The organism is Paenibacillus sp. cl6col, from assembly GCF_900102125.1.
GTDB lineage: Bacteria > Bacillota > Bacilli > Paenibacillales > Paenibacillaceae > Paenibacillus_B > Paenibacillus_B suaedae.
Genome location: NZ_FNAZ01000004.1, coordinates 153499 through 178717 on the forward strand (window position 1 = coordinate 153499; position 25219 = coordinate 178717).

19 protein-coding genes and 3 riboswitches are annotated in these 25219 nt (G+C 47.4%); of the genes, 15 read left to right on the forward strand and 4 right to left on the reverse strand.

Annotated elements, in window-relative coordinates; all coding sequences use genetic code 11:
* Positions 1 to 62: 62 nt before the first annotated feature.
* Positions 63 to 1022: an NAD-dependent epimerase/dehydratase family protein gene (locus BLS15_RS12605; protein ID WP_028533503.1), complete on the reverse strand. Its 960-nt coding sequence runs from the start codon at positions 1020 to 1022 to the stop codon at positions 63 to 65.
* A gap of 290 nt (positions 1023 to 1312) precedes the next feature.
* Here BLS15_RS12605 and BLS15_RS12610 point away from each other — a divergent pair, with 290 nt between their 5' ends.
* Both BLS15_RS12610 and BLS15_RS12615 read left to right on the forward strand, forming a co-directional pair.
* A complete protein-coding gene (locus BLS15_RS12610) occupies positions 1313 to 4375 on the forward strand; it encodes a copper amine oxidase N-terminal domain-containing protein (protein WP_036667606.1) in 3063 nt (1020 codons plus the stop codon).
* A 235-nt stretch (positions 4376 to 4610) separates the two neighbouring features.
* A riboswitch (cyclic di-GMP riboswitch) is annotated at positions 4611 to 4696 on the forward strand.
* A gap of 105 nt (positions 4697 to 4801) precedes the next feature.
* A riboswitch (cyclic di-GMP riboswitch) is annotated at positions 4802 to 4887 on the forward strand.
* Positions 4888 to 4948: 61 nt separating this feature from the next.
* On the forward strand, positions 4949 to 5602 hold the full coding sequence (locus tag BLS15_RS12615) for an anthrax toxin lethal factor-related metalloendopeptidase (protein WP_028533504.1): 654 nt from the start codon (positions 4949 to 4951) through the stop codon (positions 5600 to 5602).
* A gap of 76 nt (positions 5603 to 5678) precedes the next feature.
* Here the strand turns inward: BLS15_RS12615 and BLS15_RS12620 are convergent, their stop codons facing one another.
* Positions 5679 to 10055, reverse strand: a complete 4377-nt coding sequence (locus BLS15_RS12620; RefSeq protein ID WP_090511810.1) for a MucBP domain-containing protein — start codon at positions 10053 to 10055, stop codon at positions 5679 to 5681.
* A 151-nt stretch (positions 10056 to 10206) separates the two neighbouring features.
* Positions 10207 to 10294, reverse strand: a riboswitch (cyclic di-GMP riboswitch).
* Between the two features lie 432 nt (positions 10295 to 10726).
* Here BLS15_RS12620 and BLS15_RS12625 point away from each other — a divergent pair.
* The 4 genes from BLS15_RS12625 to BLS15_RS12640 all read left to right on the forward strand — a co-directional run bounded on the left by BLS15_RS12625 (position 10727) and on the right by BLS15_RS12640 (position 13738).
* The gene (locus BLS15_RS12625) at positions 10727 to 11650 is read left to right on the forward strand and encodes an ABC transporter ATP-binding protein (protein WP_021255718.1); all 924 of its coding nucleotides are present in this window, start codon (positions 10727 to 10729) and stop codon (positions 11648 to 11650) included.
* Positions 11640 to 12338 (forward strand): ABC transporter permease, encoded by a 699-nt coding sequence (locus BLS15_RS12630; RefSeq protein ID WP_021255719.1) that lies wholly within the window; start codon positions 11640 to 11642, stop codon positions 12336 to 12338. The genes BLS15_RS12625 and BLS15_RS12630 overlap by 11 nt, the downstream gene beginning before the upstream one ends.
* A 236-nt stretch (positions 12339 to 12574) precedes the next feature.
* Positions 12575 to 12775: a cold-shock protein gene (locus tag BLS15_RS12635; RefSeq protein ID WP_005543633.1), complete on the forward strand. Its 201-nt coding sequence runs from the start codon at positions 12575 to 12577 to the stop codon at positions 12773 to 12775.
* Between the two features lie 312 nt (positions 12776 to 13087).
* A complete protein-coding gene (locus BLS15_RS12640) occupies positions 13088 to 13738 on the forward strand; it encodes a TVP38/TMEM64 family protein (RefSeq protein ID WP_021255720.1) in 651 nt (216 codons plus the stop codon).
* 154 nt (positions 13739 to 13892) lie between these two features.
* Here BLS15_RS12640 and BLS15_RS12645 read toward each other — a convergent pair whose 3' ends face one another.
* Positions 13893 to 14711: a hypothetical protein gene (locus tag BLS15_RS12645; RefSeq protein WP_028533507.1), complete on the reverse strand. Its 819-nt coding sequence runs from the start codon at positions 14709 to 14711 to the stop codon at positions 13893 to 13895.
* A gap of 343 nt (positions 14712 to 15054) precedes the next feature.
* On the opposite strand from BLS15_RS12645, the gene BLS15_RS12650 reads away from it, so the two are divergent.
* Positions 15055 to 15369 carry a YbjQ family protein gene (locus BLS15_RS12650; RefSeq protein ID WP_021255722.1) on the forward strand — a complete coding sequence of 105 codons (315 nt, stop codon included), beginning with the start codon at positions 15055 to 15057 and terminating at the stop codon, positions 15367 to 15369.
* Positions 15370 to 15511: 142 nt separating this feature from the next.
* Here BLS15_RS12650 and BLS15_RS12655 read toward each other — a convergent pair whose 3' ends face one another.
* Positions 15512 to 15721 carry a cold-shock protein gene (locus BLS15_RS12655; protein ID WP_021255723.1) on the reverse strand — a complete coding sequence of 70 codons (210 nt, stop codon included), beginning with the start codon at positions 15719 to 15721 and terminating at the stop codon, positions 15512 to 15514.
* Between the two features lie 283 nt (positions 15722 to 16004).
* Between BLS15_RS12655 and mug the strand changes: the two genes are divergently transcribed.
* From mug to BLS15_RS12690, 8 genes are all read left to right on the forward strand, one after another.
* Positions 16005 to 16520 (forward strand): G/U mismatch-specific DNA glycosylase, encoded by a 516-nt coding sequence (mug, locus tag BLS15_RS12660; protein WP_021255724.1) that lies wholly within the window; start codon positions 16005 to 16007, stop codon positions 16518 to 16520.
* 211 nt (positions 16521 to 16731) lie between these two features.
* Positions 16732 to 16905, forward strand: a complete 174-nt coding sequence (locus BLS15_RS28980; RefSeq protein ID WP_005543625.1) for a hypothetical protein — start codon at positions 16732 to 16734, stop codon at positions 16903 to 16905.
* A 193-nt stretch (positions 16906 to 17098) separates the two neighbouring features.
* Positions 17099 to 17551 (forward strand): MarR family winged helix-turn-helix transcriptional regulator, encoded by a 453-nt coding sequence (locus BLS15_RS12665; protein ID WP_021255725.1) that lies wholly within the window; start codon positions 17099 to 17101, stop codon positions 17549 to 17551.
* A 112-nt stretch (positions 17552 to 17663) separates the two neighbouring features.
* The gene (locus tag BLS15_RS12670) at positions 17664 to 19490 is read left to right on the forward strand and encodes an ABC transporter ATP-binding protein (protein WP_021255726.1); all 1827 of its coding nucleotides are present in this window, start codon (positions 17664 to 17666) and stop codon (positions 19488 to 19490) included.
* Between the two features lie 100 nt (positions 19491 to 19590).
* Positions 19591 to 21369: an ABC transporter ATP-binding protein gene (locus tag BLS15_RS12675; protein ID WP_051249985.1), complete on the forward strand. Its 1779-nt coding sequence runs from the start codon at positions 19591 to 19593 to the stop codon at positions 21367 to 21369.
* Between the two features lie 283 nt (positions 21370 to 21652).
* The gene (locus BLS15_RS12680; protein ID WP_021255728.1) at positions 21653 to 22852 is read left to right on the forward strand and encodes an iron-containing alcohol dehydrogenase; all 1200 of its coding nucleotides are present in this window, start codon (positions 21653 to 21655) and stop codon (positions 22850 to 22852) included.
* Positions 22853 to 23110: 258 nt separating this feature from the next.
* A complete protein-coding gene (locus tag BLS15_RS12685) occupies positions 23111 to 24748 on the forward strand; it encodes a formate--tetrahydrofolate ligase (protein WP_090512140.1) in 1638 nt (545 codons plus the stop codon).
* A gap of 140 nt (positions 24749 to 24888) precedes the next feature.
* Positions 24889 to 25194, forward strand: a complete 306-nt coding sequence (locus BLS15_RS12690) for an MTH1187 family thiamine-binding protein (protein WP_090511814.1) — start codon at positions 24889 to 24891, stop codon at positions 25192 to 25194.
* Positions 25195 to 25219: the final 25 nt, after the last annotated feature.

Consider the following 25219-nt stretch of genomic DNA (forward strand, 5'->3'; position numbering starts at 1 on the left):
ATTCGTTATGAAGGGACACGAATTTTCGTGTCCCTTTTTGTATTTTAAAAGTAGATTATTACTTAATAAGCCCTATATTGCTGCCGAGTCATCAGATTACGAACTGCATCCGTAACCGATTCCTCCATGGAATAGAGGGTTTGGAATCCTTGCTGGCGAATTTGCGAATCGTCCCAAATGCGGTTGGTCGTTAATGTGTCCCATGCAAAAGGCGACATAGGATACGCTTTCCGTTGTTCCTCAGTCAGTTCAGCGGGGATATGGAGAAGGGAAGCGCGCTTGCCTGTAGCGGCATCGATGGCCTCTTTCAATTGCATCCAAGTCGTATCGAATCCTTTCAATACATAAACCCCATTATCCTGCCCGACCTCACCATATGTACCAAGCCACTCCATCGCACGGCCGATGTCGCGAGTATCGACGAGAGACACTTTCGTTGAACCATCTCCGATGATTGGATACTGATCGCGGGCATGTGCCGCGAACATTCTGGCGAAGAATGAGGATTGATCGCGTACTCCAATCGTGCTTGCCGGACGTAATATCACCGTCTTCATTCCGCTACGGAGGCCAGCTTCTTGTACGATCTTCTCCCTTGCTAGTCCTAACTGCTGTATCGGGTATATCGGTTGAGTATTATATCGTTCATCAATTGGTTCATTGCTGCGGAAATCATAGACAACAATGGTGCTTAACTGAACGAAGCGGGCTACTCCTTGCGCGGCCGCAGTGTCTGTCAACCATTTCGTCAATTGAATTTCTACGGGTGCGTCTGGGCGTATCGTCGAATTCAGCTTCGCATCTGCTGTGCAGTTGTAGACCACATCATGTCCTTGGATGACAGAAGCCAGTTCTGCACGGTTCTCCATATGGAGTTGGATGACTTGGGCGCCGCTCAGTTTGAGCCATGAGATATTGCTTGTATGCCGTGCGGCGGCGGTAACCTCATGCCCGGCATGCAGGAGTTGCTCCACGACATGGCTTCCAATGAAGCCGGTGCTTCCGAATACAATTGCTCTCATACGGTGTTCCTTCCTCCTAGGCCTTGCTCCATCACATTCCGAAATTATGAATTCAACATGCGCATGCTGTGCTGTTATCATAATCGAACTGCTTTTCTAATAAAAGTACGGTTATTTTATATAGTAACTATCCTGTTGAATAGTAATGGAAGCCATGCGAAAAAAAGGACAAGCCCAAATTTGAATGATTGCAACTTAGAGCGAAACCTTTCTCTAGATTGCCACGTTAAGAAGGCAACAGGAAGACATATATTGGATTATCATGCTTGGTGAACGAGGAGGAGGAACGGGTGAAAAGGATACTGTCAGGGATTGTGGCAGTTGTCATGCTGCTGCTTGTCATTCCTACACAGCTGCAAGCAGCTGCATCCATCAGCATTTACATGGATGGGGTGAAGCTGGTTACGGATCAGCCACCGACAACGCTTCAGGGTCGAACGATGCTTCCGATGCGCGCCATATTCGAAGCGCTTGATTCCAAGGTGTTGTGGGATCAGAGAAAGCAAATGGTGACGGCCATTAAGGACGATACTACCATTGTGCTGAAGATTGGCTCCAAGGCAGCGACCATAAACGGCTCCGCTGTTGTACTTGATGTACCGCCGCAGACATTGCTAGGGAGAACCATGGTGCCTGTACGCTTCGTCAGTGAGGCAATTGGGGCAGAGGTAGGCTGGGATCAGCGATCACAGAGCGTTTATATTCGGACACTCCCTGCAAACAAAACGGTATCCCCAGTAACAAGTGTCAGCGCGCAAACGACTGGCAAGTATGGAGATGGCCGTGATGTGGAGGTCAGCTTCTTGAAATCGGCAATGGAATCAGCGGTGGATCACTATCGCGTATTTGTAGTGAAGGCCGCGAATGTCTATGGATTCACCTTGTCGCAAGCATTGGCTGTTCCTACAGGTCAATATACCGTGGCGTTCCCGATTGGCGGGCCACAACAAGTGTCGCTTACATCCAACACTCGCGATGTAGATGGAGACCTTCTGAAGAAGAGTCAATCCTACGCGGTGTTAGTGCTTGCGGTAGGCAAAGGCACGAACAAGTCGGCGTTATCTTCAGCTTCCCAAACCCTAACATTAACGAACACAACAGTGTCCGCTGTAAGCAATGTGCAAGTACGCGATGTGGCCGACTACGGAGATGGCCGAGATCTACAGGTCAGCTTTACACGTCCGCAGTATGATGATTACATCGCGAATTATCAAATCCACGTTGTGAAGACAAGAGATGCCAATCGGTTTGACACGGCTGCTGCAAATGCTGTGCCCAACTCATTCTACACGACAATCTCCAAATCTGGTTCCAATTCTACGTTAGCGACAACGCTCTCCTCTTCCTCAAGAGATGTATCCGGTGATTATATTCGCAGCGATACTTCATATACCGTATTTGTACTCTCTGTAAGCAGCAATAGCAAGGTGTCTCCGCATGCGTTGTCTGCAGGTTCATCCTCTATTACGCTGGATCGCCCGATCGCGGCGCCGTCCATTACAAAAGTGGATGATGTGGGCAATTACGGGGATGGCCGTGACTTGCAGGTCAGCTTTATTCGTTCCAGCGATGAATCGAAGGTGAGCTATTACCGGATCTTTGTAGTCAGAAACCGAGATGCCGGAAGCTTCGATCTGTCCGATGCGAACCGAGTTCCGTCCGGCAGATATTATGATGTCGCGCGGAATGGATACAACATAACGACGACATTGCCGTCCAATGCCCGAGATGTACAGGGATCTTATATTGGCAATGGGGAGACGTACCGCGTATTCGTAATGGCAGTAGCCAAGGATGGCAATGCTTCTGCACTCTCCGCAGCATCTTCTGCGATCGTACTCAACAATAAAGGGAATGTTCAGGCATCTAAGAATGTAACGGTCAGTGATGTCAGCGATTATAATGATGGCCGTGATTTGCGAGTTAACTTCGAGCGGGCATCGGATGAGTCGGATATTAGCCAGTATCGAATTATGGTCGTAAAGTCCTCAGATGCTAATCGATTTACACTGTCCGGTGCAAATGAAATATCTAGATCAAATTATATCGCTGTCAGTACAACGGGACGACATCAAAGTATTGTGCTGCCTTCCAATGCCCGTGATGTGGATGGCTCTTCTATTCGAAATGGAGTCAGTTATCAGGTATTTGTCTTATCTGTTGGGAAGGGCAGTTACTCCAATGCCTTATCCAATCCGTCTTGGCCGATTACACTGGAGAATCGTGCTGTGGTATACTCCGCTACGAATGTGGGTGTTAAGGATGTTAGCGATTATCGTGATGGCCGAGATCTACAGGTAGCATATACCCGAGCAGTAGATGAGTCGAATATACGACAATATCGAGTGCTGGTCGTAAAATCAGCGAATGCAAGTCAGTTCGGCGTCTCTGCGGCTAGTGAAGTATCGCGATCCAATTACGCAGTTGTCAAAACGAACGGAGCGAATCATACTTTGACGTTGTCCTCGGATGCTCGTGATGTGGATGGTTCGTCCATTAAAAATGGCGTTAGTTATCGAGTCTTTATTTTGTCAGTAGGAGACAATGACAGCGGAGCCAATGCATTGTCTGCACCTTCTCCAAATATCGTCTTGGAGGATAACCTAGGGGCAGACACAGTTACAAATGTTGCTGTGAAAGGAACAAAGAACAGCGGCAATAGTCGGGATGTGGAAGTGAGCTTCTCGGCACCTGCTAATGATTCCACAATTGGCGAGTATCGAATTCTAATCGTTCCTTCGGAGAAGGCGGATGGCTATAAGCTATCTGCTGCAAATACCGTATCGGCAATCAATTATAAGAAGGTATCTAAGCAGGCGGGCGCTGTGAAGGAGATGCTGCCTGATGCTGCACGTGATGTGTACGGCAAGCAGCTCTCAAAAGGGATGGCATACCGAGTATTTATCTTATCTGTATCCGGAGGGAAAGGTGCATCCAATGCTCTCTCTGCTCCTTCCGAGGAGTTTATGCTGCTTGATCCTGCTGTTCCGGCAGCGGCGAATGTAACTGCTGTCCTGGAAGGGGAAGGAGCAATCCTCAAAGTATCATTCGATAAGGCAGCAGATAGCAAGGGCATCGCCTATTACGCGATAATGGCAGTTCCTTCTGGATACGCAGATAGCTTTACATTGACGGAAGCCAATCGGGTACGCAACGGAGGATATCGTGTGGTGAAGGTATCGGAGGAGGGTATCCTGACGCTTACTTCTTCAGATAAGGACATTACAGGATCCGCACTCCGAAGTGGTGTTGCCTATCGTATATTCATTCTGTCGATTGCAGATGGCCGACAAGCAACAGCCAATAATTTGTCCAAGGCATCTAATGAAATCATTCCTGGTGAAGCCTTCTAGAGCATACGAAGTAAATCTATAGGCAGTGATGTAGTAGGTAGATTCATAGAGGAAGGGGCTCCGATTGTATCGGGGCTCTTTGTTATGGGACAATGCGACAAGTTCAGGCATAGGGAGGAAAAAGGACTCGATTTTCTTGTAAAATTTTGCCGTTACCTGCTTGACTTTCGATTCTAGCAGCATTAATCTAGTGATATAGCACTAATAGATTTATTTTCCATTTCAATAGAGTCTATATTGATAAAGGCAAACCCATCGAAAGATGGCGACGCAAAGCTATAGGGGCTACGGCGAATCTCGCTAAGCCAGCCAGTTACCGATTATAGAGGAATAGCGGCAACGTCCATGTACGTTACGATCCCTTCTTATTTCGGTAAGTGGGGATCTTTTTTTTATTGCTTGCAAACTTCATATCATGCACTCCGTATTTCACAAGGGCAAAGCCATTGAAAAATGGTGACGCAAAGCTATAGGGGCTACAGCGAATCTCGCTAAGCCAGCCAGTTACCAATCATGAAGCAGGGCAGTGTTGAATCGGTTATTCAGCTGTTCGCTTCGGGAGGAGAATGTATCGTGAAATGGGACAAGCGTGTTGTCGCACTTATTCTTGCTGTTATCATCGTATGCCCATTATTCGCAGTTCCGGTTCAAGCGCAGGAGCAGACTATTCTGGACAAGCTGGTTGTATTGCCTAACGGCGATTACAATCGAAGTGAGGCAGCTGCAATGAAGCAGCGGCTGGAGAAGTTTCCGACATCGGTCTTGAATGCTCTATATAGTAAAGGAGTTAAGATTAAGCTTACACAAGGAGCCATTACGGACGAGCCAGAACTTGCTTACCTGAAGGGAGTAGTACCAAGAGGGTGGGAAGGCACTGGATTGACATGGGACGATGTTCCTGGAGTGAGCGAGCGAGTTGTGGCGGTTCGCATCGGGTATAGCGAGAAAGGGAAGGGGCACAATTCGTTGAATCTGGAAATTCACGAGACACTGCATGCGGTTGACCGACTCGTTTTCAATGAAATTAGTGGTACTGAGGAATTCAATACCATTTTCAATAAAGAAGCAAGTGTAAAATATAAAGGTGATGGCTATGTCTCGACGTATCCAACGGAGTATTTCGCTGAAGCTGCTAGCTTGTATTTGTTTAGCGATACGACAAGGGACGATTTGAAGAGCAGCATGCCGTTAACTTATGAATTTATGGCTAAGCTATTTGCGAGCTAAGAGCCCTACATAGAAGAAGCGCCTCCTCGACATGCGTCGAAGAGGCGCTTTGCTGCATATTCGTGCTCAGTCGCGATTATGGGTACACGACATCAGCGTTTACTTTCTCCCACGATTCGAATTCATCCTTGTTGCGGTGGTAGTCATGGTAGTTCGTCGCTTCCATCACATCGGAATAGTACCAATCCGTAGGGGCGATATCCGGCCATTTCTTCGCGTCTTTGTGGACATCATCGTTGTGCACTTTTCGGTTCAGTACGCTGTTGATGAACGCCATTGCTTCGGCACGAGTGATGTACTGATTTGGCTTGAACTTGCCATCTGGATAACCCTTAATCCAGCCTTTGTTTGCTGCCGATACGATGTATTTCTCTGCCCAATGACCGCTGATATCGGAGAACAGTGTATTCGTCTGCTCATTCAGCTTATCGAATCTGGAAGCAATTGCGGCGAACTCTGCTCTTGTAATCGGTTTTTCTGGCAGGAAAGTGCCATCTGGGTACCCAGTGATAATCCCTGCACTCTCCATCGTGGAGATGTGTCTGTTCGACCAGCGCTTTTCGGCTACATCCTTGTAAGAGTTGGTGCCCTTCAAGAAGTTGGCCCGTGTGGTATTCTCCATTAAGCGGTAGAAGATAGCAGCCACTTCTTCGCGGCTGATCAGTTTTTTCGGCTTGATTTCCCCATCCGGATATCCATTGATGTAATTGTAATGATATTGCGTTTCTAACTTCGGCACCGGTGGCAATGGTGGAACTGGTGGCAATGGCTTGGAGCTTGGATAATAGGAGGTACTGCTGCCGCCACTGCTGCTGCCTCCGCCACTTGAGCTTTGCGTGTAATAGAAGATGTACTCTTGCCCTTCCTTATCGGTGAAGGTGTAAGTGTCAGTGGATTTCACAGGTGTGTACCCCGATATGGACAGTGCCGTAAGTTCGACCTTCTCCCCCGCTTTGCCGCTCTTAATCGTTGGATTTACGAGCTGCTTGCCTGTTCCTTGTTCCACATATTTAATCGTTACTTGCTGATCTGGCTTGCTGATTGGATTCTTGATGTAGAGGATCCTGAACGTCTGTGAAGCATCTGCAGTGAAGACATAGTTGTAAGTAGACTGCTCTGGATTGTATACAGCGTCTGTCACTGTGATCGGTGTTGGCTTCAGTGTGATGTGCTCTCCGGCTTTGCCTTTCAACGAAGTTGGTTCTGCTACCGGTGCAAGAGTCTCCTTATCCAGATGCAGTACCGTCAGCAGCAATGCCTCTACAGGATCGCCCTTTTTGTAGTAAATCGTGTACTGTTGTTCTGGAGTTCCGTCAATCGTAATGTCATGATTGAACTTTAAAGGCTGATAGACAGCGTCTGCTACGGAGATTGGCTCTGCTGTTACATGAACGACTTCGCCAGACTTGCCGCTGACCGTAGTAGGCTCATGCAGCACTGCGTCAGTGCCTTCTTCAAGGTGATGAACAGTCACGAAATAGGTTGGCAGCTCTTTCTTGCTGTAGAAGAACGTATAGGATTGTTTAGCTTGCTCAGTGATTGTGTATTCATGCTGGTAGGAGTCTGGCACGTAGATTGCACCATCAACTGTAATATCTTCTGCTCTCAGTGTGATGGTTGCTCCAACCTTGCCGCTTGTTGAAGTGGATTCCTTCAGAACTGTGCCAGTAGCTGCATCCTTATAGTGGACGTGCACGGTGCGTTCTTGAGGAGTAACGTCCTTCTTGGTGTAGAAGAAGGTGTGCTCTTGGTTAGCCTCAGCAGTGAACGTGTATTTTACTTCTGGATTGACTGGAGTGTAGCCTGTGACTTCTAGTGCAGTCAGTGTTATTGATTCTCCAGTTTTGCCGTCTTTCGAAGAATCTTTTGCGATAGGAAGCTTGGTGTCTTGGTCAATGTAGTGGATGGTTACTTTTTGTGGATTCGCGGTGTAGAAGAATTTGTACGTGTCGTTTTTATCTGTGAATGTGTAAAGCTCTCTTTCTACCTCAGGCGTATAGCCAGGAATCTTCTTGGCTTCCAACCCAAGCTTCGTGCCGGTAGGCCGGTTATGAGTTTCAGAATCTGCAAGTGTTTCTTTGGTTTCTTTACTCAAATACTCCACTGTCAGTGTCTGTTGGCTTGGCGTATACCAGAATGTGTATACATTGTCCTCGGCCTTGAACGTATAGCTATCTTCAGCCTTGTCAGCTGTAAAGCCTGGAATGCTTAGAGCCTTCAACGTAATCGTCTGGCCAGTGACACCTTGTTCAGATGTTGGGGCAGCGATTTCTCTGTTTGTAAGACTGCTGACATGTTTGATGATTACTTTTTGAGCGTTCGCTTTGTAGAAGAAGGTAACTACGTTATCGGCTGCTTTGACAGTGTAGGTTACTTCCGCCTTCTCAGGCGTGTAGCCTGGGATGTCCAGAGCTTTCAACGTAACGGCCTCGCCAATTTTACCTGAATGAGATGTGTCGTCGTCAGCGATGGACTTGCCGGTATCCTTATCGACGAACTTGATGGTAATAGGGAGATCCGTCTTCTTGTAGAAGAAGGTAACCACATTATCCGCAGCTTTTACAGTGTAGGTTACCTCCGCCTTCTCAGGCGTGTAGCCTGGGATGTCCAGAGCTTTCAACGTAACGGCCTCGCCAATTTTACCTGAATGAGATGTGTCGTCGTCAGCGATGGACTTGCCGGTATCCTTATCGATGAACTTGATCGTGATAGGGAGTGCTGTCTTCTTGTAGAAGAAGGTATATTCGTTGTCCTTGGCCTTAAATGTGTATTGAACTTCGGCGTTCTCAGGCGTGTATCCCGGGATGTCGAGTGCCTTCAACGTAATCGTCTGTCCGTCGGTGCCGGAGAGCGAAGTATCGTCGTCAGCGATGGATGTGCCGGAGTCCTTATCTACATACTTAATCGTTAGCTTTTGTGGAGCTAGCATATATCCGAACCATACTGTTTTGTTAGGTTCCTGCAGTGTTAACGTTTCTTCTGTAGGGTCGGTGCCCTTTTTCAACACATAGTTGTCGAGCTTCGGAGCAGGAACCTTGTACTTCGGCCCTATATCCAGCGCATCCTTCCCATTGACAGTGAAAGACTCGCTGTACAACTGCTCTGCAAGATCCACACGTTCGACAACCTTGCCGTCTGCGTTAATAGGCTCGCCTTGTTCATTAACCTTGTAGCCTTTCACAAGAATGGAGCCTTTGCCGAAGCTGACTTGTGGCACTTCAAAATCTTTTGTTGTACGTTGTCTATTCACATCTGTGTATTCCATGGTGGTACGTCCGTTTGTCGGGTAATTGACATCGGCACTCGGATTTTTAGAAGAGTCCATTTTGATGGTATATGTCAGGGTTGCCGGACTTCCCTCTACAATGTTGCCAACGTCCCATACAAACGTTTCCGAAGCTGCATCCCATTTCACCGTGCCTTGAGATGCTGTATAGTCTTGCTTTTCAACAGGTGCATTGCCCTTGAAATTAAGGTTAAACATTTCACCCATCGGATCCTTGACTACAGCATTTTCAGCCGCGTAGGAAATTTTCCCTGCCAGTTCAGAGAAAACCTTCTCCAGCTCCGCGCTGTCAGATGGGTAATAGTTGTTTGCTGAAGCGCTGTTCTTTAATACATATACAGCGTTAGCATCATTGCCGACCTCAAGCCCAATCGAATAAATGGTGACTCCTGCATCCTTGGATGCTTTGGCTTGAGATATCGTAGGAATTCCATTGTCCTTAACCGTATAGTTATCTACTTTGTATCGATCCCCAAACAAGCCAGAGGATAATTCATAGCTGCTGCCGGATCCGATAGTCTTGGTGTAGTCAAAGTTGGACAGTACAAAGTTATACTTGTTGTTGGGCCATGAATAAGGAGCGGCCTTTTTTGCAGGAGAACTGAACGTTGGCGCACCGTCGCTAAGCAGCACAATAAATTTATTTTTAGCTGAACTCTTTGTAGTTAGTAACTGATGTGCTGTGTTGAGAGCGCCTTGTATGTTTGTCCCTCCGGAAGCCGAGATGCCCTTAATTTTGTTCAGGAGCTGCTGTTTATCATTCTGGCCAAGGAATCCGGATGATGTATCCTCTGCGCTGGTGCTAAACGTGACAAGAGCAATTCTTGTTTTGACGTTGGACAAAAGCAGTGTATTTGCAAATTTCTCCGCAGCTTTTTTGGCATTGTCTAACCGTTTGTAGCTTTTCATACTGTCTGACTTGTCTAAGACAAGTACAACATCGGTGTCACCGGCTTCAACGTTCTTCCCTTCGGCGGTCAGAGTAATCTGCCACTCTCCTGGCGTCCCGGTTGGCTTCGCTGTCTTGCTTAATTTCACAGCACCTGGCTCTGGCCAAATTGGATCACGTGCGGCTGCATCTGCACTTTGCAGTGTGTGAGGAATAAACCCGAAGAACACGGCAAATACGCACAGCCATGTTACGGCCAACTTTACTCTACGTTTCATTCAATTCGCCACCTCATTTTTTCATTTTATTCCTCCCCTACCGAAGTGAGTCCATGCCTCCTCATTCTTATTTATATAGCTCAACGGAAAGTTAATTCCGCCAGAACTTCACATAAATAAAAAAAGTCCAGCTGCAAGTAACAGAATTGTTAGTTGCAGCTGGACTATCATAGGTCGTAGAACCGTTAGACTCCGAAGCTTTGCGGCCTAATCTTTCGATTAGTGTGCCCTATGTGATTGATCAATCATAACACCTCTTATCCAAGCGAAGATGACTGTAATCATAGGCATAGGGAACTATCAAGCTCAATATAGGTTACGAGGAACAATTTGTCAATGATAAGAAAATACTAGTTTGTATACATACTACAAGTATTAACCTACTAGAGTTGATTCATACCTGATAATCCATCTATATGCCTCCAACTTAATAACTATTCATCGCTATCAGAAGGAAATAACGGATTGAAACGCTCCCATGCCCGTACGATAATGAGTAGAGCAGATAATCTAGCAATCGGCTTCATGAATACCAAGGTGTGTCGAGTGAGACTGAATGAAGAGCAAATAGAGCTTAAGATTTTTGTAAGGATTGAGTAAGGAATTAGAGAGGAATGCCTCATACAATAAAGTCATCGGGAAGCACGCATTGAGCGGGAGGAGATACTGGCATGACGTATTTATTACGTACACATCATTTGACAAAGACGTTCCTAGACAAAGAGGTTGTCTCGAATGTGAATATGAACATCCGTCAAGGAGAGATATATGGATTTTTGGGTCCGAATGGGGCCGGTAAGACAACAATTATGAAAATGATTACGAACTTAATTAAGCCTACAATGGGTCAAATTGAAGTATTCGGGGAAGCGCTAGCCCCTAAGTCGTATCATCTGCTGGCTCGGATGGGGACAATTATCGAATACCCTGTATTTTATGACAAGCTGTCGGCACGAGAGAATATGGAGCTGCACTGCGAGTACATGGGATATCACAACATGAAGGCCATAGATGAGGCATTGGAGCTGGTGAAGCTCAACCATGTGGGTGATAAAGCAGTTAAAGATTTCTCGCTTGGAATGAAACAGCGGCTAGGGATCGCCAGAGCGATCGCAACGAAGCCGGAGCTGCTTCTGTTGGATGAACCTATTAATGGGCTGGATCCGATAGGGATTAAGGAGATACGCGATTTGCTTCTCATGCTGAGCAGACAATATGGTACAACGATATTGATATCAAGTCATCTGCTGGGTGAAATTGAGCTTGTTGCAGATACGATTGGTGTCATTAATAAGGGTCGATTAATTGCAGAAGTGTCTATGGATGAGGTTCGTATGAAAAATAGCGAATATATTGAGATTGTGACGAATGATTGCACGCGAGCTGCGTTCCTGCTCGAAGATAAACTAGGCATACACAATCTACGAGTCATGGATGAGCGCATAATTCGAGTATATGATCCGAATATCCAGCAGGGAGTGCTGACGAAGGAACTGGTCGTGAACGATATTTTAATAGAATCGATCCATAAGAAAAACAGCTCTTTAGAGGAATACTTCTTATCTTTGTTGGATGGAGGCGATCATGTTGCGTAATTTGATAGCTTTGGAGCTTCGGAAGCATCACATAGGAGGGTATATTCGAAACGCAATTATTGCAAATATTGTCGCGATTGCCATCTTATTCTTAATGTTATACAGTCCTAACATGATGGAAGAAGTTGTTTTCGCGGATTACACTGCCCTTTTTGTGGGTGTGGATTCATTTGTACGAATGATCTTTATCGTCTTTGCAGCAGTATTGATATCTCGGTTCATTATTGATGAATATAAATCAAAGACAATAAACATCCTATTTATGTATCCAATAAGTCGGAAAAAGATCCTCCTCAGCAAGTTGGCCATTATCGCCATTTTCACATTTAGCAATATTATTGTGTCTGAAATTGTGCTCAACGCGATCTTGTTGACAGCAAATGCAATTGTACCCATTATACAAGAGCCCCTGACTTTGTCGATAATTGGGGGAGGGGCATTGAAGTTGATCATGAATGCAATGGCTGCAAGCATTATGAGCCTCATTCCGCTATATTTCGGCATGAGAAAATATTCGACACCGACGACGATCATGTCTTCCTTGCTCATTGTTTCCATCGTGTGCTCGAATAATGGGGGAGTCTCGCTGAATTCAATCATTATCGTTCCGATCATCTTGGCACTGATCGGTGCATTCGTAATGTACATGACAATAAAGAAGGTTGAGCACGTAGATGTGGTCAATTAGTTGAATACGCTGACGTTGTCTGAGCCTGAGAAGACTTGGACAACGGGAAATTAAAACAAATTAAAAAACAGGAATTGCTATTTGGGTAACCTTGTGGTAAGATGACTATATTCAAATTTGACCTGATTCACATATTGCAGAGGGTTATTTTGAAGATAGAATAACCTTGTCCAATATGTGAATTTTATTTATTTATGTAAATAAGAGGTCATGTAAATTTTAGGAGGTATTTGTTCATGCAAACAGGTACAGTTAAATGGTTCAACGCAGAAAAAGGTTTCGGTTTCATCGAAGTTGAAGGCGGTAACGATGTATTCGTACACTTCTCCGCAATCACTGGCGACGGCTTCAAAACGTTGGACGAAGGCCAACGCGTTGAGTTCAACGTAGTTGAAGGCAACCGTGGACCACAAGCTGAGAACGTTGTAAAGCTGTAAGACACGAAATTACAATGCCCCAGACCTAAGGTTTGGGGCATTTATTAATTTATGCGGCAGGGATGCCGTATGAATAGCAAAGAGCCGTCCTCAGGGGCGGCTCTTTGTGTTTCTGCTTCGCTCTTGTTATATTCGCAGCCACGCCATTTATTTGTCGATCTTTTTTGTTGTGGAAGGCAGTATAGTGGGGACGATGTATGTTATGCTATTGTTCGAAGCGAGCTTATGGCAGCTTCCATCTCGTATGACAATGGCAATCATATTGAGCCATTTTTGGACAGATAAATATAGAGGCTGGTGGATACGTACAACATGGAACTATCCGAGATAACTTCTTATTTTACCGAAGAGCATTTGAAGGCGTTGTTGGAGCAATTCCGTTCCTTCGGGCCGCTGCCGGGCATATTACTGACGTTCATGAAGTCCTTTATCCCGCCGCTGCCTACCCTCGTTATTGTAGGTGTGAATGCTGCAGTATATGGGTTGTGGCTCGGATTTCTCTATTCATGGATTGGAATCGTGAGCGGCTGCATGCTGACGTTCCTCATTGTGCGCAAGGCAGCAGGCCACCCGTTGCTCGCTCGCTGGGCTGAGAAGCCGAAGGTGAAGAAGAGCATGCTGTGGGTGCGTCATAATGCATTCAGTTATGTCTTCTTGCTTAGTATTTTCCCAGTAGGTCCCTTCGTTCTTATTAATATGGTCGCGGCTGTTGCGCGCATGCGAATCCGCTCCTTCTTCATTGCGATTCTCTTTGGCAAGGCGCTCATGGTATTCTCCGTATCCTATATTGGTCACGATATACAACGATTTATTGATCATCCGTTGCAGCTTATTTTTGTCGTCCTATTTATAGGCCTGTCTCTGTTGATTAGCAAAAAAATTGAAGCACGCTTCACACGGCATACTTCTGATGAAGAAGGGCATATAGACGCTGCCTTAGAACAGCATAAGCAGTCAGTGTAGAACGGCGATTAGGGTCTCGGCTGGAGGTAGAATGATTGCGCCCTTCCGTCTAGTCAACGTCGCAGCTGCATGTGAATGATGATCCCCGGATAACTCCGGGGATTTTTATTTGCGACCATCTACAGTTGGCGTGAACCGTAGAGCCTGTATTATGTCATGAAGTAAAGGTGCCTTTTGCTTTGTTTACAATTTCCGTAATACGTGACTCGTGCTGCTCCAGCTTCTTTTTGGACTGATCGATTTGACGAATTAGGGAGACGAGTGATGTTAGCGACTGAAGTGAATTTTTGGCGTCTCCCTTCTTAATTGCTTGATTGAGCAATGACCATAGTGGCGTAGTGCGTTTCTGTAACTCACTAACCGTGCTTCGTTCTGATTTCATTTGGGTATTCACGGTATTGATGCCTGCCAGAATATCACGTACGCGTTTTACGAATTTTGATTTGCTCTCACGTGCCTTCTTTACTGCTTCTACCTTTGTTTTAATGTCCATTCTTGCTAATTGGACTGCAGCCTTCACAATATCGCGCTGCTTGCGCAGGATTTCTTTTTTGTCGTCTTTCTTGGAGCCCATGCGGGATAGCTGATCGTTCAGGAGCTGATATGAAGCGAATAGCGGCTCGTAGCGTTGTCTTGTTTGCTTCAGAGAGGCTTCTAGTTTATTAATCTTGTCGGTATCCCAGTGTTGGAGCTTACTGCGTACATTAGTCAGGGTTTCTTTATTTTTGGCTTGCATCTGCTTCAGGGTGCTGTCTCGCTGCAGGCTCTGATTTTGCAAGGAAATGAGCTCGCTGTACATGGAGTCTATGGAGCTGGCTTGGGTGGAAGCTGCGGATTCAGCCATCTTCGTCAATGCACTCTTCGCTGTGGGGGACAATTCCTTGCTTGCTGCTTGCGTTGCAGTTGATAGCAATGGCTGTAGAAGCAACACGGCGAGCAGCACTGCTGAGACTTGCCAACCTCTCTGTTTCATTTGTAAACCTCCTCTTGGTCGTTAACTTCAGGACAACAAAAAAACCCGCAAGAAGGGCATGATTGCCCATTCCTACGGGTGCTTCCGTCGCAAGAAATTACGATATATTATTCACATGTAAAATATAACCAAATGAATAGAGTCTTGTCAAGGTAGTCTGGATATCTGATTGGACAGAGTAGAGACATCAACAGATGCATGTTGCAAAAATGTAAGTAAATAAGGGCGGATTGTCATATTAATCAATAGGTACTGTGAATGGCTCGTTGTATACTGGATACTATAGAAAACAGTGAATGTATGAAGAACTTCAAGTTACCCTACCCTTAGGAGGAATGAAATGATGATCGTAACGACAACACCATCGATTCAAGGCAGAGAAATTGTAGAATATATAGATATTGTAACGGGAGAGACAATCATGGGAGCCAACGTCGTACGGGACTTCCTTGCCTCTGTGCGTGATGTAGTAGGCGGTCGCTCTGGTGCATATGAGAGCAAATTGAAGGAAGCGCGTGTCATTGCGATGGAAGAAATGAAGGATGCGGCAAGACGACTTGGCGCCAACGCAATTGTCGGCATTGACGTGGATTATGAAGTGGTGCGAGAAGGCATGTTGATGGTTGCAGTAAGCGGTACGGCAGTCGTTGTTCGTTAGTACAAGCGCTAGAACAAAATAAGAATAAATAAGAGGTCTGTGTCTCATTGTGAGCGCACAGACCTTTCGCTGTAAAAAAAATGCGGCCAGCCTCAGTCCATAGACGGATGAAGCCAGCCGCGGACGTCGAAGCTGAGCGATTCTACTTCGTGTGGGCATAATTGGTGTTGTTCGTTAGTGTAGGGAGCATACGCGACGATTCAACCATTGTAGACTGGCAGATCGGGCAAATGGGGGTGTCGTCGAATGTGAAGTTCTCCCGCATCCAACAGGAGCAGCCGTCCTGACTGCATTGCCAGATGGATGTTTGCTCCTCGGGAACTGGCTCGGGTTGTTTTTTTGCATAGTACATGGTAGAACCCTCCTTTTATTTGTGCGCGCTGATGAGATGGGATAAATAAAAGCGCGGGCTGAATGAAAAGAACTGCCCCTATGGACAGCCCTTCTATTCACGGTTGACTCGGCAAGTTCCAAGTATGTCTGCAAGCGCAGTCGGTACAGTGAAAACGAATGTTATGCAGCTCACAAGCGTTTTCGCAAGTTGCCGCTCTTCTATTATGTGAGGCAACTTAGAAAAATATGCGAAATTTTCTAATTTCTCATGATGTTGTAAATAAGTGAAGGAGGTCATGTCGATGGATTCCATTCCCGATCATCTTGCCCCGCATCTGCGTATTGTGTTCGTTGGTTTCAATCCAAGCTTGAGATCAGGGGCAACCGGGCATCATTATGCGAATCCACGCAATCGATTCTGGCAGATCATTTATCGAGCAGGTCTGACTCCGAGGTTGTTCCGGGCAGAGGAAGATGGCGATCTGATTGAATTAGGCTATGGATTTACGAATATTGTTGCCCGTCCGACTCGAGCGGCTGCGGAGATAACGGCAGAGGAGTACGCGGAAGGGCGCCAGCAGCTTCGTCAGAAAATTGAGATGTATAAGCCGAGGGCTGTATGCTTTGTCGGTAAGGGTGTGTATGAGAAGTACAGTGGGCGTACGGGCATCAATTGGGGTGTACAGGCAGATCCGGTTGTAGAGGGCGTATATGAGTTCGTCGCCCCTTCCTCCAGTGGACTTGTCCGTATGAAGCTGGACGAGATTGTAAGCATCTATGCAAGAATAACAGAGGCACTTGATCCCGGCGGCGAATGATGAAGAATGGGCTTATATTTGATGCAGGGGACTAACAGGGAGTAAAAGCGAGCATTATTACAAGCGAACCGTTCTGTTTCATGAAGATGATGCTTCTTGCGGTCAGATGCGGCAGGAAGAGGGAACACCACATTTTTCTAACAGGAGTCTACTCCTTATACTTAAATAGGCTTAAATTGTGCACGTACAACAAGCGAGGAGTGACTTCTGTTTGAGTTACGAACAAATGTTAGATAGACGAAATGAACTGTTAAAGCGGAATATCCAGCAATACATTGCACAGGACAATCAGCACGGACTGAATTCACAAGAGCAATACTTGATGAATCATATGATTAAGGAGCTTCATCAGAACATGCATGATCTGCATGCTAGCCATAAATAAGGCAGTATGTAGGACTGTTGATGATATACGGGAATCGGGAAGAGAGCGTCTGCGTGAGCAGATGCTTTTTTTTTTGTGCAGGTTACGTACGGTTGAGGGGGTTGTCTGCTGCTTGAATCCGATTCAGCTCTGTGGTAGACTACTGTCACAAAATAAGTAGTCGGCTAAATAAATGGATGGGAGTTTATAAGCAATGGAAGATACGTATTTAGATTCGTTAGAGGTGTTGCTGTCACAGGTTGTGCGGGCATACAACAATGAAATGATGAAGAAGGTGCAGGATGTGGGCATCCATCCTGGGCAGCTGCCAATGCTGTTTCTGCTTAGTGATCAAGATGGGCGGAGCCAGAAGGAATTAGTGGAGAAGGCGAAGATTAAGCCAGCAACGGTTACGGTGATGCTGAATCGTCTGGAGAAAGCGGGGCTCATCGAACGCCGTGCGGATGAGGAGGACTTGCGGGTTTCCCGCGTATATTTGCTGCCAAGAGGCAAGGATGCCGTAGGGCATGTGCAGGAGGCCGTGAAGGAAGTGGAACAGCAATGCTTCCAAGGATTCCGCGAGGAGGAGAAAATCCTGCTGCGTCGTTTCTTGCTGCATATGCATCACAATCTGTCTGCTCATGATGAAGAGAGGGTAGGCGAATAGAATAGCAGCCGCTGTTTGCTGTTAAAGGGTTTCTGCAATAAGGCTACGAGCCGTCCCCTCCTGCGGTTTGTATCATTAGTTGCCAAACTAACGTGAAAGGTGCGCTGTATTCATGAAACAGTTATTTGCTTATATCTTGCCTTATCGAAAAGCGGCTTTATGCGCGATGCTCCTCATGCTCGTTGAGGTCATATGTGATCTGATGCAGCCGACGCTAATGTCCCATATTGTAGATTATGGTGTAGTGAATCGGGATATGGGATATATCGCAAGAACAGGGCTCATGATGGTCGGCATCGCCTTTGTCGGTATTGCGGGTGGAATGGGATGCGTTTATTTTGCGAGTATTGCTTCACAGCATGTTGGCGCAGATATCCGCTTAGCCATGTTCAAGAACATTCAGACCTTTTCCTTCGACAAGTTGGATCAATTCCATACTTCCTCTCTGATTACGCGCTTAACGAATGATGTCGTACAGGTGCAGAACGTCGTGCTGATGATGCTGCGCATGATGACTCGCTTTCCGCTATTGTTCATGGGTGGGATCGCGATGGCGTTCGCGCTGAACGCGCAGATGGCTCTTATATTCGTTGTAACGGTTCCTTTGTTGTTCGGGGCACTTATTCTTATTTTCCGCAAAGGTATTCCTCTATTCAAAAACGTCCAAACCAAACTCGATCGATTAAATGGTGTAGTGCGCGAAAATTTAGCAGGCATCCGTGTTATTAAAGCGTTTGTTCGTTCTTCGTATGAGCAGGAACGATTTGAAAAGAGGAACGCTGACTTGTCAGAAGTAACGGTGAAGGCTACTCGAATTATGGCGCTTATGATGCCTGTTATGATGCTGGTTATGAATTTCAGTATTGTAGCTGTTCTATGGTTCGGTGGAATCAAGGTGGACGGCGGCAGTATGCAGGTGGGAGAAGTCATCGCCTTTACGAACTATATGATGCAAATTCTGTTCGCGCTTATGATGGTGGGGATGATGCTTATGATGCTGTCTCGGGCTAAGGTGTCTGCAGACAGAATATCTGAAGTGCTGAATACACAGACGGATATTTCAGATATCGCTGCTGTTCGTAACGTTGGACTGGAAGTGGAGCATGGGTCAGAGCATGCAATGGAACATCTAACAGAACATGAATCAGAACTAGCAACGGATTCAGCGGAGCACACCACAGCTTATCCTAAGGCACATGGTCAGCTTGTCTTCGATCAAGTTTCTTTCAGCTATACAGGTGGAGGAGGGCAGCCTGTCCTGAAGCGGATTTCTTTCACGGCGATGCCAGGGGAACGGATTGCGATTCTTGGCTCCACCGGTGCAGGCAAATCAACACTGGTGAACTTAATTCCACGATTTTATGATGTAACAGAAGGGCATATTCTGCTGGGTGAGACAGATATTCGAAATATCCCACTGCGCAAGCTGCGGCAGCGGGTTGGTATGGTGCTTCAGGAATCGATCCTGTTCTCCGGGACAATTCGGGATAATATTCGCTGGGGGAATGCAGCAGCTTCCGATCAGGAAGTGCAGGCAGCTGCTGAAGCTGCACAAGCGGCTGAGTTCATTCAGAAGCTGCCAGAAGGTTACGACACGATGATTGGACAACGAGGCGTCAATCTGTCCGGTGGGCAAAAGCAACGCCTGTCCATTGCGCGAGCGTTGTTGAAGCGGCCGTCCATACTTATTCTGGATGACAGTACAAGTGCAGTGGATACAGGTACGGAGGCTCGCATGCAGAAGGCGTTTCGAGAGCAGTTGGAGGGCACGACCTGCCTTATAGTAGCCCAGCGAATCAGTTCCGTGCTGGACGCGGATCGCATCATGGTGCTCGATGATGGATATGTGGTTGGCATAGGTACCCATGCAGAGCTGCTGGATAGCTGTGAAGTGTATCAGGATATTTATCGTTCCCAAGTCGGAGAGGAGGCGGTCTAGCGTGTCAGAGCAGAATTCCCGTATAGGACGGGAGCAAGAACGCAGTTCCGCTGACCATTCTGTCAAAATGATGGGTCACAAAGGGCCTGGATCAGGGGGCATGCACCTTATGGGCCCTCCTAAGAAGGCTAAGCAATCCAAGGCGACTATCATTCGACTGTGGCAGTATTTGCGTGCGGAACGCATACCGCTGCTGGGAGTCTTCCTGCTTGTCGTCGCCAGCTCCGTGTGTGCACTGATTGGTCCTTATTTGATCGGCAAGTCTATTGACAGTCTAGGCATCGACTTAGGGACAACCGACTTCGCCTTGCTCGGATCACTTGTGTCTTGGCTGCTTATTGTGTATGCCCTAGGTGCATTAGCCTCATGGATGCACACATATATGATGGCAAGCATCTCGCAGCGAACCGTTCAGGCGATTCGCAAGGATGTGTTCGTCAAGGTGCAGACACTTCCGCTCAAGTTCTTTGATGAGCGGCCGCGCGGAGATGTGATGAGTCGCCTGACCAATGATGTCGAGAATATCAACAACTCTCTGTCACAGAGTACGATTCAGATTTTCACCAGTGTCATAACGGTAACTGGTGCTATCGGCATGATGATCGCACTAAGTCCTGTACTGACATTGATTAGCTTAATTGTCGTACCGCTGGGGCTGTTTGTGACCCGCAGCATAGCGAAGCGAACGCGTCGATTTTTTACGGATCAACAGCGTGAACTGGGAGAATTGAATGGATATATTGAAGAGATGATTTCAGGTCAGCGGGTCATCAAGGCATTTGGCCGCGAGGAAGAAGCAATTGCAGCGTTTGAGAAGAAGAATATTCAGCTGAGACATGTGGGTATCCACGCACAAGCCTTCTCTGGCTTCGTTCCTCCCCTTATGAATGCAATTAACAATATTAGCTTCGCATTAGTTGCGGCGGTTGGTGGCTATATGGCAGTTCAAGGCGTCATTACGATTGGAATTATTACAGCATTTCTCAATTATTCGAAGCAGTTTGCCCGCCCGATTAACGAATTGGCGAATCAGTATAACATGCTGCAGGCGGCGATTGCTGGCGCAGAGCGTATTTTTGAGATCATGGATGAACAGCCGGAGTATGCTGATCAGCAGACGATATTGCCATTAGAAGGCATGAAGGGGGAAGTCGTCTTCCAAGATGTATCCTTCGGATATAAGCAGGATGTGCCGGTGTTGAAGGAGGTTGTGCTAACTGCACGACCCGGTCAGACAATTGCACTTGTTGGTCCAACCGGGTCTGGGAAGACAACGGTCGTAAACTTGCTCATGCGCTTCTATGATGTTGATCAAGGCTCAATCCTTATTGATGGGCAAGATATTAGAGACATGGACAAGGAGGAGCTGCGTACCTCGATTGGCATGGTGCTGCAGGATACCTATTTGTTTGCCGGAACGGTTAGGGACAATATTCGTTATGGAAGATTAGAGGCAACGGATGAAGAGGTGGAGCAGGCCGCCAAACTTGCCAATGCACATTCATTTATCGTGCGCCTACCTGATGGATATGACGCTGTGCTGACGGAGGACGGAAGCAACCTGAGTCAAGGGCAGCGTCAGCTGCTGACGATTGCACGGGCTATCTTGGCGAACCCAGCTATTCTCATATTGGATGAAGCGACGAGCAGTATTGATACGAGAACAGAGATGCATATTCAGAAGGCGCTTCAGACCTTGATGAAGGGACGTACGAGCTTCGTTATCGCTCATCGGTTAAGCACGATTCGAGAGGCAGATCAAATTCTCGTTATCGAGCAAGGTCGTATTATTGAGCGTGGAACCCATGCAGAATTGCTGAAGCGGGAAGGGTTCTACTATCGATTGTATATGAACCCCCTTATTCAAGAAGTATCCTGATGCCCGTAATATCGAATGGGTGACATAAAATGGAAACTAAAGTGAATTATAATAGAAGGTTTAGTAAATACAGTACAGATAGTCAAGATAGCTTAATCATTTGGGAGGGCTTCCTGATCCATCCAGGAGGCTCTTATTTGTGTACATATATATGGAAAATCGATTCGCCTATCTTCGGTAGCAGGTTGATCGAGGGCTCTAAGGATGATACGATCATACTTCCGAATCCATGCGAGGTGTGCATAATGAGCAAGGTTCAAGATAAAGAAGAGGTGAGAAAGGTATGTTTACACATAGATTTGCACCCTATCAATATACAGGGTGGGGATCAGCAGCCCAACTGCTGTCCGAAGTGGAGCGTCACGCACCGAAGCGGATATTGTGCGTGACGAGCAAGTCGGTATTTCGCAACGGTACGGTGGAGCGTGTACTTCAGCCGCTTCGTGAGGCAGGCTATGATATTGATATCTATACGGATACGATGCCGGAGCCGCCGCTTGCGGCAGGAGAGGCACTCGTTCGCTATACACGTGAAGGCAAGTTCGATCTTGTCATTGGCTTAGGTGGGGGAAGTGCGCTGGATTTGGCTAAGCTTGCGGCAGTTCTATCGCAGCATGAGGGAGCAGTTGCGGATTACTTGAATTTGAGCGGGACTCGTCCATTATCTGTACGCGGCCTGCCGAAGATTCTAATCCCGACGACATCAGGCACAGGCTCGGAAGTAACGGATATATCCGTGCTGTCATTGGAGACAACCAAGGACGTTGTTGCTCATGATTACTTGCTGGCTGATGCGGCGATTATTGATCCAGAACTGACCGTGAGTGTACCACCGAGAGTCACTGCAGCGTCGGGCATGGATGCATTAACCCATGCAATAGAGGCTTATGTATCTGTACATGCAAGTCCGACAACGGATGGGGTGGCGCTGCATGCAATTCGCTTAATTAGCCGTTCGCTCGTTCGGGCAGTGAAGGATGGAACGAACAAGGAAGCACGGACTGAAATGAGCTATGGCAGCTATTTGGCTGGCCTCGCCTTCTTCAACGCGGGCGTGGGTGGTGTTCATGCGCTTGCTTATCCGCTCGGCGGACAATTCCATTTATCGCATGGCGAGTCCAATGCAGTTCTGCTGCCGTATGTGATGAATTATATTCGTGGTGCCTGTATGACGCGGCTTCGCCATATCGCAGAGGCAATGGGCGCGGATGTTCGTGAATTGTCCGATGCAGAGGCGTCCTGCCTTGCCATTGAGCGGATGAAGCAGTTGATCGAAGAAACGGGAATCCCGCAGACGTTGGATGCCTTCGAGATTCCTCGTGACGCACTGGAGTCACTTGTGCAGGATGGCATACAACAGAGGCGGCTTCTTGCACGCAGTCCGCTGCTGCTAACAGAAGATGATATTCGTCGTGTGTACCTGTCTGCCTTCGAAGGTGTGCTGGCCGAGGCGGCACCGCTTCAGCAGAGTCATGATTCGTAGGTAATTCATATTGGAATTTATAGGGTCTGCTTGTGAAGCTCACGCATATTGCGGGGGCTGCGCAAGCAGGCCTTTTTGCGATGTGCTTTTGCGATGCACTTTTGTCATGTACTTTTGCTGCCTTTATTTCCGTTGTGAGGAACGTACATGTACGCAACAGGCTGGACGTGTATAATAAAGATGATATGTTTACCAGGAATGGACACTAACTATTCTCAAGGTGGAACACGACCGGATACAGGGGGAGAGGGCATGACGATGAAGCGAATCGTAGATGTTGCAGCGCAATTGGGCATTCCGCAAGAAGATGTAGAGCAGTACGGGAAGTATAAGGCCAAGCTTGGACAGGATGTATGGAATCGCGTAGCCGATCGGCCGAACGGGAAGCTCATTCTCGTAACAGCAATGAATCCGACACCGGCTGGTGAAGGGAAGACATTGACGACGATTGGATTGACCCAAGGTCTGAATCGAGTTGGACATAAGGCAGTTGCGGCATTGCGGGAGCCTTCACTTGGCCCTTGTATGGGAATGAAGGGTGGCGCCACGGGAAGCGGCAAGGCGCAGCTCGTGCCGGCTGAGGATATTAACTTGCATTTTACCGGTGACATTCACGCGGTGTCATCTGCACATAGTGTGCTTGCGGCATTATTAGACAACCATATCCATCAAGGGAATGCTCTGCGAATACACCCTTCCCGAATCATATGGAAGCGGGCGGTCGATATGAATGATCGTGCCCTTAGAAGTATTGTCGTTGGTCTTGGAGATGGCAATGGAGTTGTTCGTGAGGATGGATTCATGATTACGACTGCCTCAGAAGTTATGGCGGTTCTATGCCTGGCGGAAGATATGGATGATCTTCGCAGTCGCCTAGGACGCATTGTAGTGGCATTCAACGAAGAGGATGAGCCAGTTACCGCTGCGGACTTGAATGCAGTTGAAGCGATGTGTGCATTGCTGAAGGATGCCATTCATCCGAATCTGGTGCAGACAGGCGAAGGGGATCCAGTGTTGGTTCATGGCGGCCCATTTGCGAATATTGCGCACGGCTGCAGCAGTGTTCGTGCTACTCGCCTTGCGTTGAAGCTAGCGGATTATGTAGTGACGGAAGCGGGTTTCGGCGCTGATCTTGGTGCGGAGAAATTCATGGATATTAAGTGCCGCCAGACAGGCTTGTTCCCGTCGGCAGCCGTGCTTGTTGTTACGGTGAAGGCAATGAAATATAACGGTGGCGTATCCAAGCAGGAGCTGGCCGCTGAAAATGTGGAAGCGGTTCGTGCTGGCTTCGTGAACGTACAGCGTCATATTGAAAATATAAAGCAGTTCGGCGTGCCTCTGGTTGTCGCTGTGAATCGATTTGCGACAGATTCGCCTGCCGAGCTGGATGCGGTTATCGAATTGTGTACACAATCGGGAGTGCGCGCGATCCTGTCTGAGGCATGGGAGAATGGTGGCGAAGGATGCCGCGCATTGGCGCAGTATGTTGCCGAATTGGCCGATTCCTCTGATGCTGAATCGCAATTCCAGCTGCTGTACCCGGATGAGTATACCATTGAGGAGAAGATAGAAGCCGTCGTTACGCGTATATATCGCGGTGCGGGTGTGTATTATCAGCCTGCGGCGAAGCGTGCTCTGCGCAAGCTGGAGCAGCTTGGAGCAAGCCGCCTGCCTGTATGCATGGCGAAGACGCCTTATTCCTTCTCCGATCGAGCAGGCCTGCTTGGTGCACCAGAGGCGTTCACTGTTGAAGTGAAGGATGTTCGCTTATCTGCTGGAGCTGGATTTGTCGTGGTGCACACGGGGCAAGTGCTTACGATGCCGGGAATGCCGGCACGGCCTGCTGCTGAGCGCATCCATGTGGACGCAAATGGGTCTATTTCGGGATTGAGCTAGGTTGGATGGGAACGAACCTTCGAATGTTCTCCTCTATCCATAGGAGAAGGTAGTTGGAGATAATTATTGTAGGAATCGTATTGAGCTCCCTTTCGTGAAGGGATATGATGGGGATAGGTTCAAGAAAGGGATGAACGTATATGGCGATAGCTGAGATTACTGTAATTCCAGTCGGCACAGGCTCTACAAGCTTGAGCAGTTACGTGGCGGGAATGCAGAAGGCGCTGGAGAGTGTTGAGGGCATAACCTATGAGCTAACTGCGATGGGAACCATTATTGAGGGGCCATTGGATCGATTGCTCGCAGCGGTGCAGGCACTTCATGAAAGTCCATTCGAGGCAGGAGCACAGCGTGTGTCAACTGTGTTAAAAATCGATGACCGCAGAGACAAGCCATCCTCGGTTGCTCAGAAACTGCAGTCCGTACGAGAGAAGCTGCAGGTCTGATAGGCAAATCGTTCAAATAGAGATA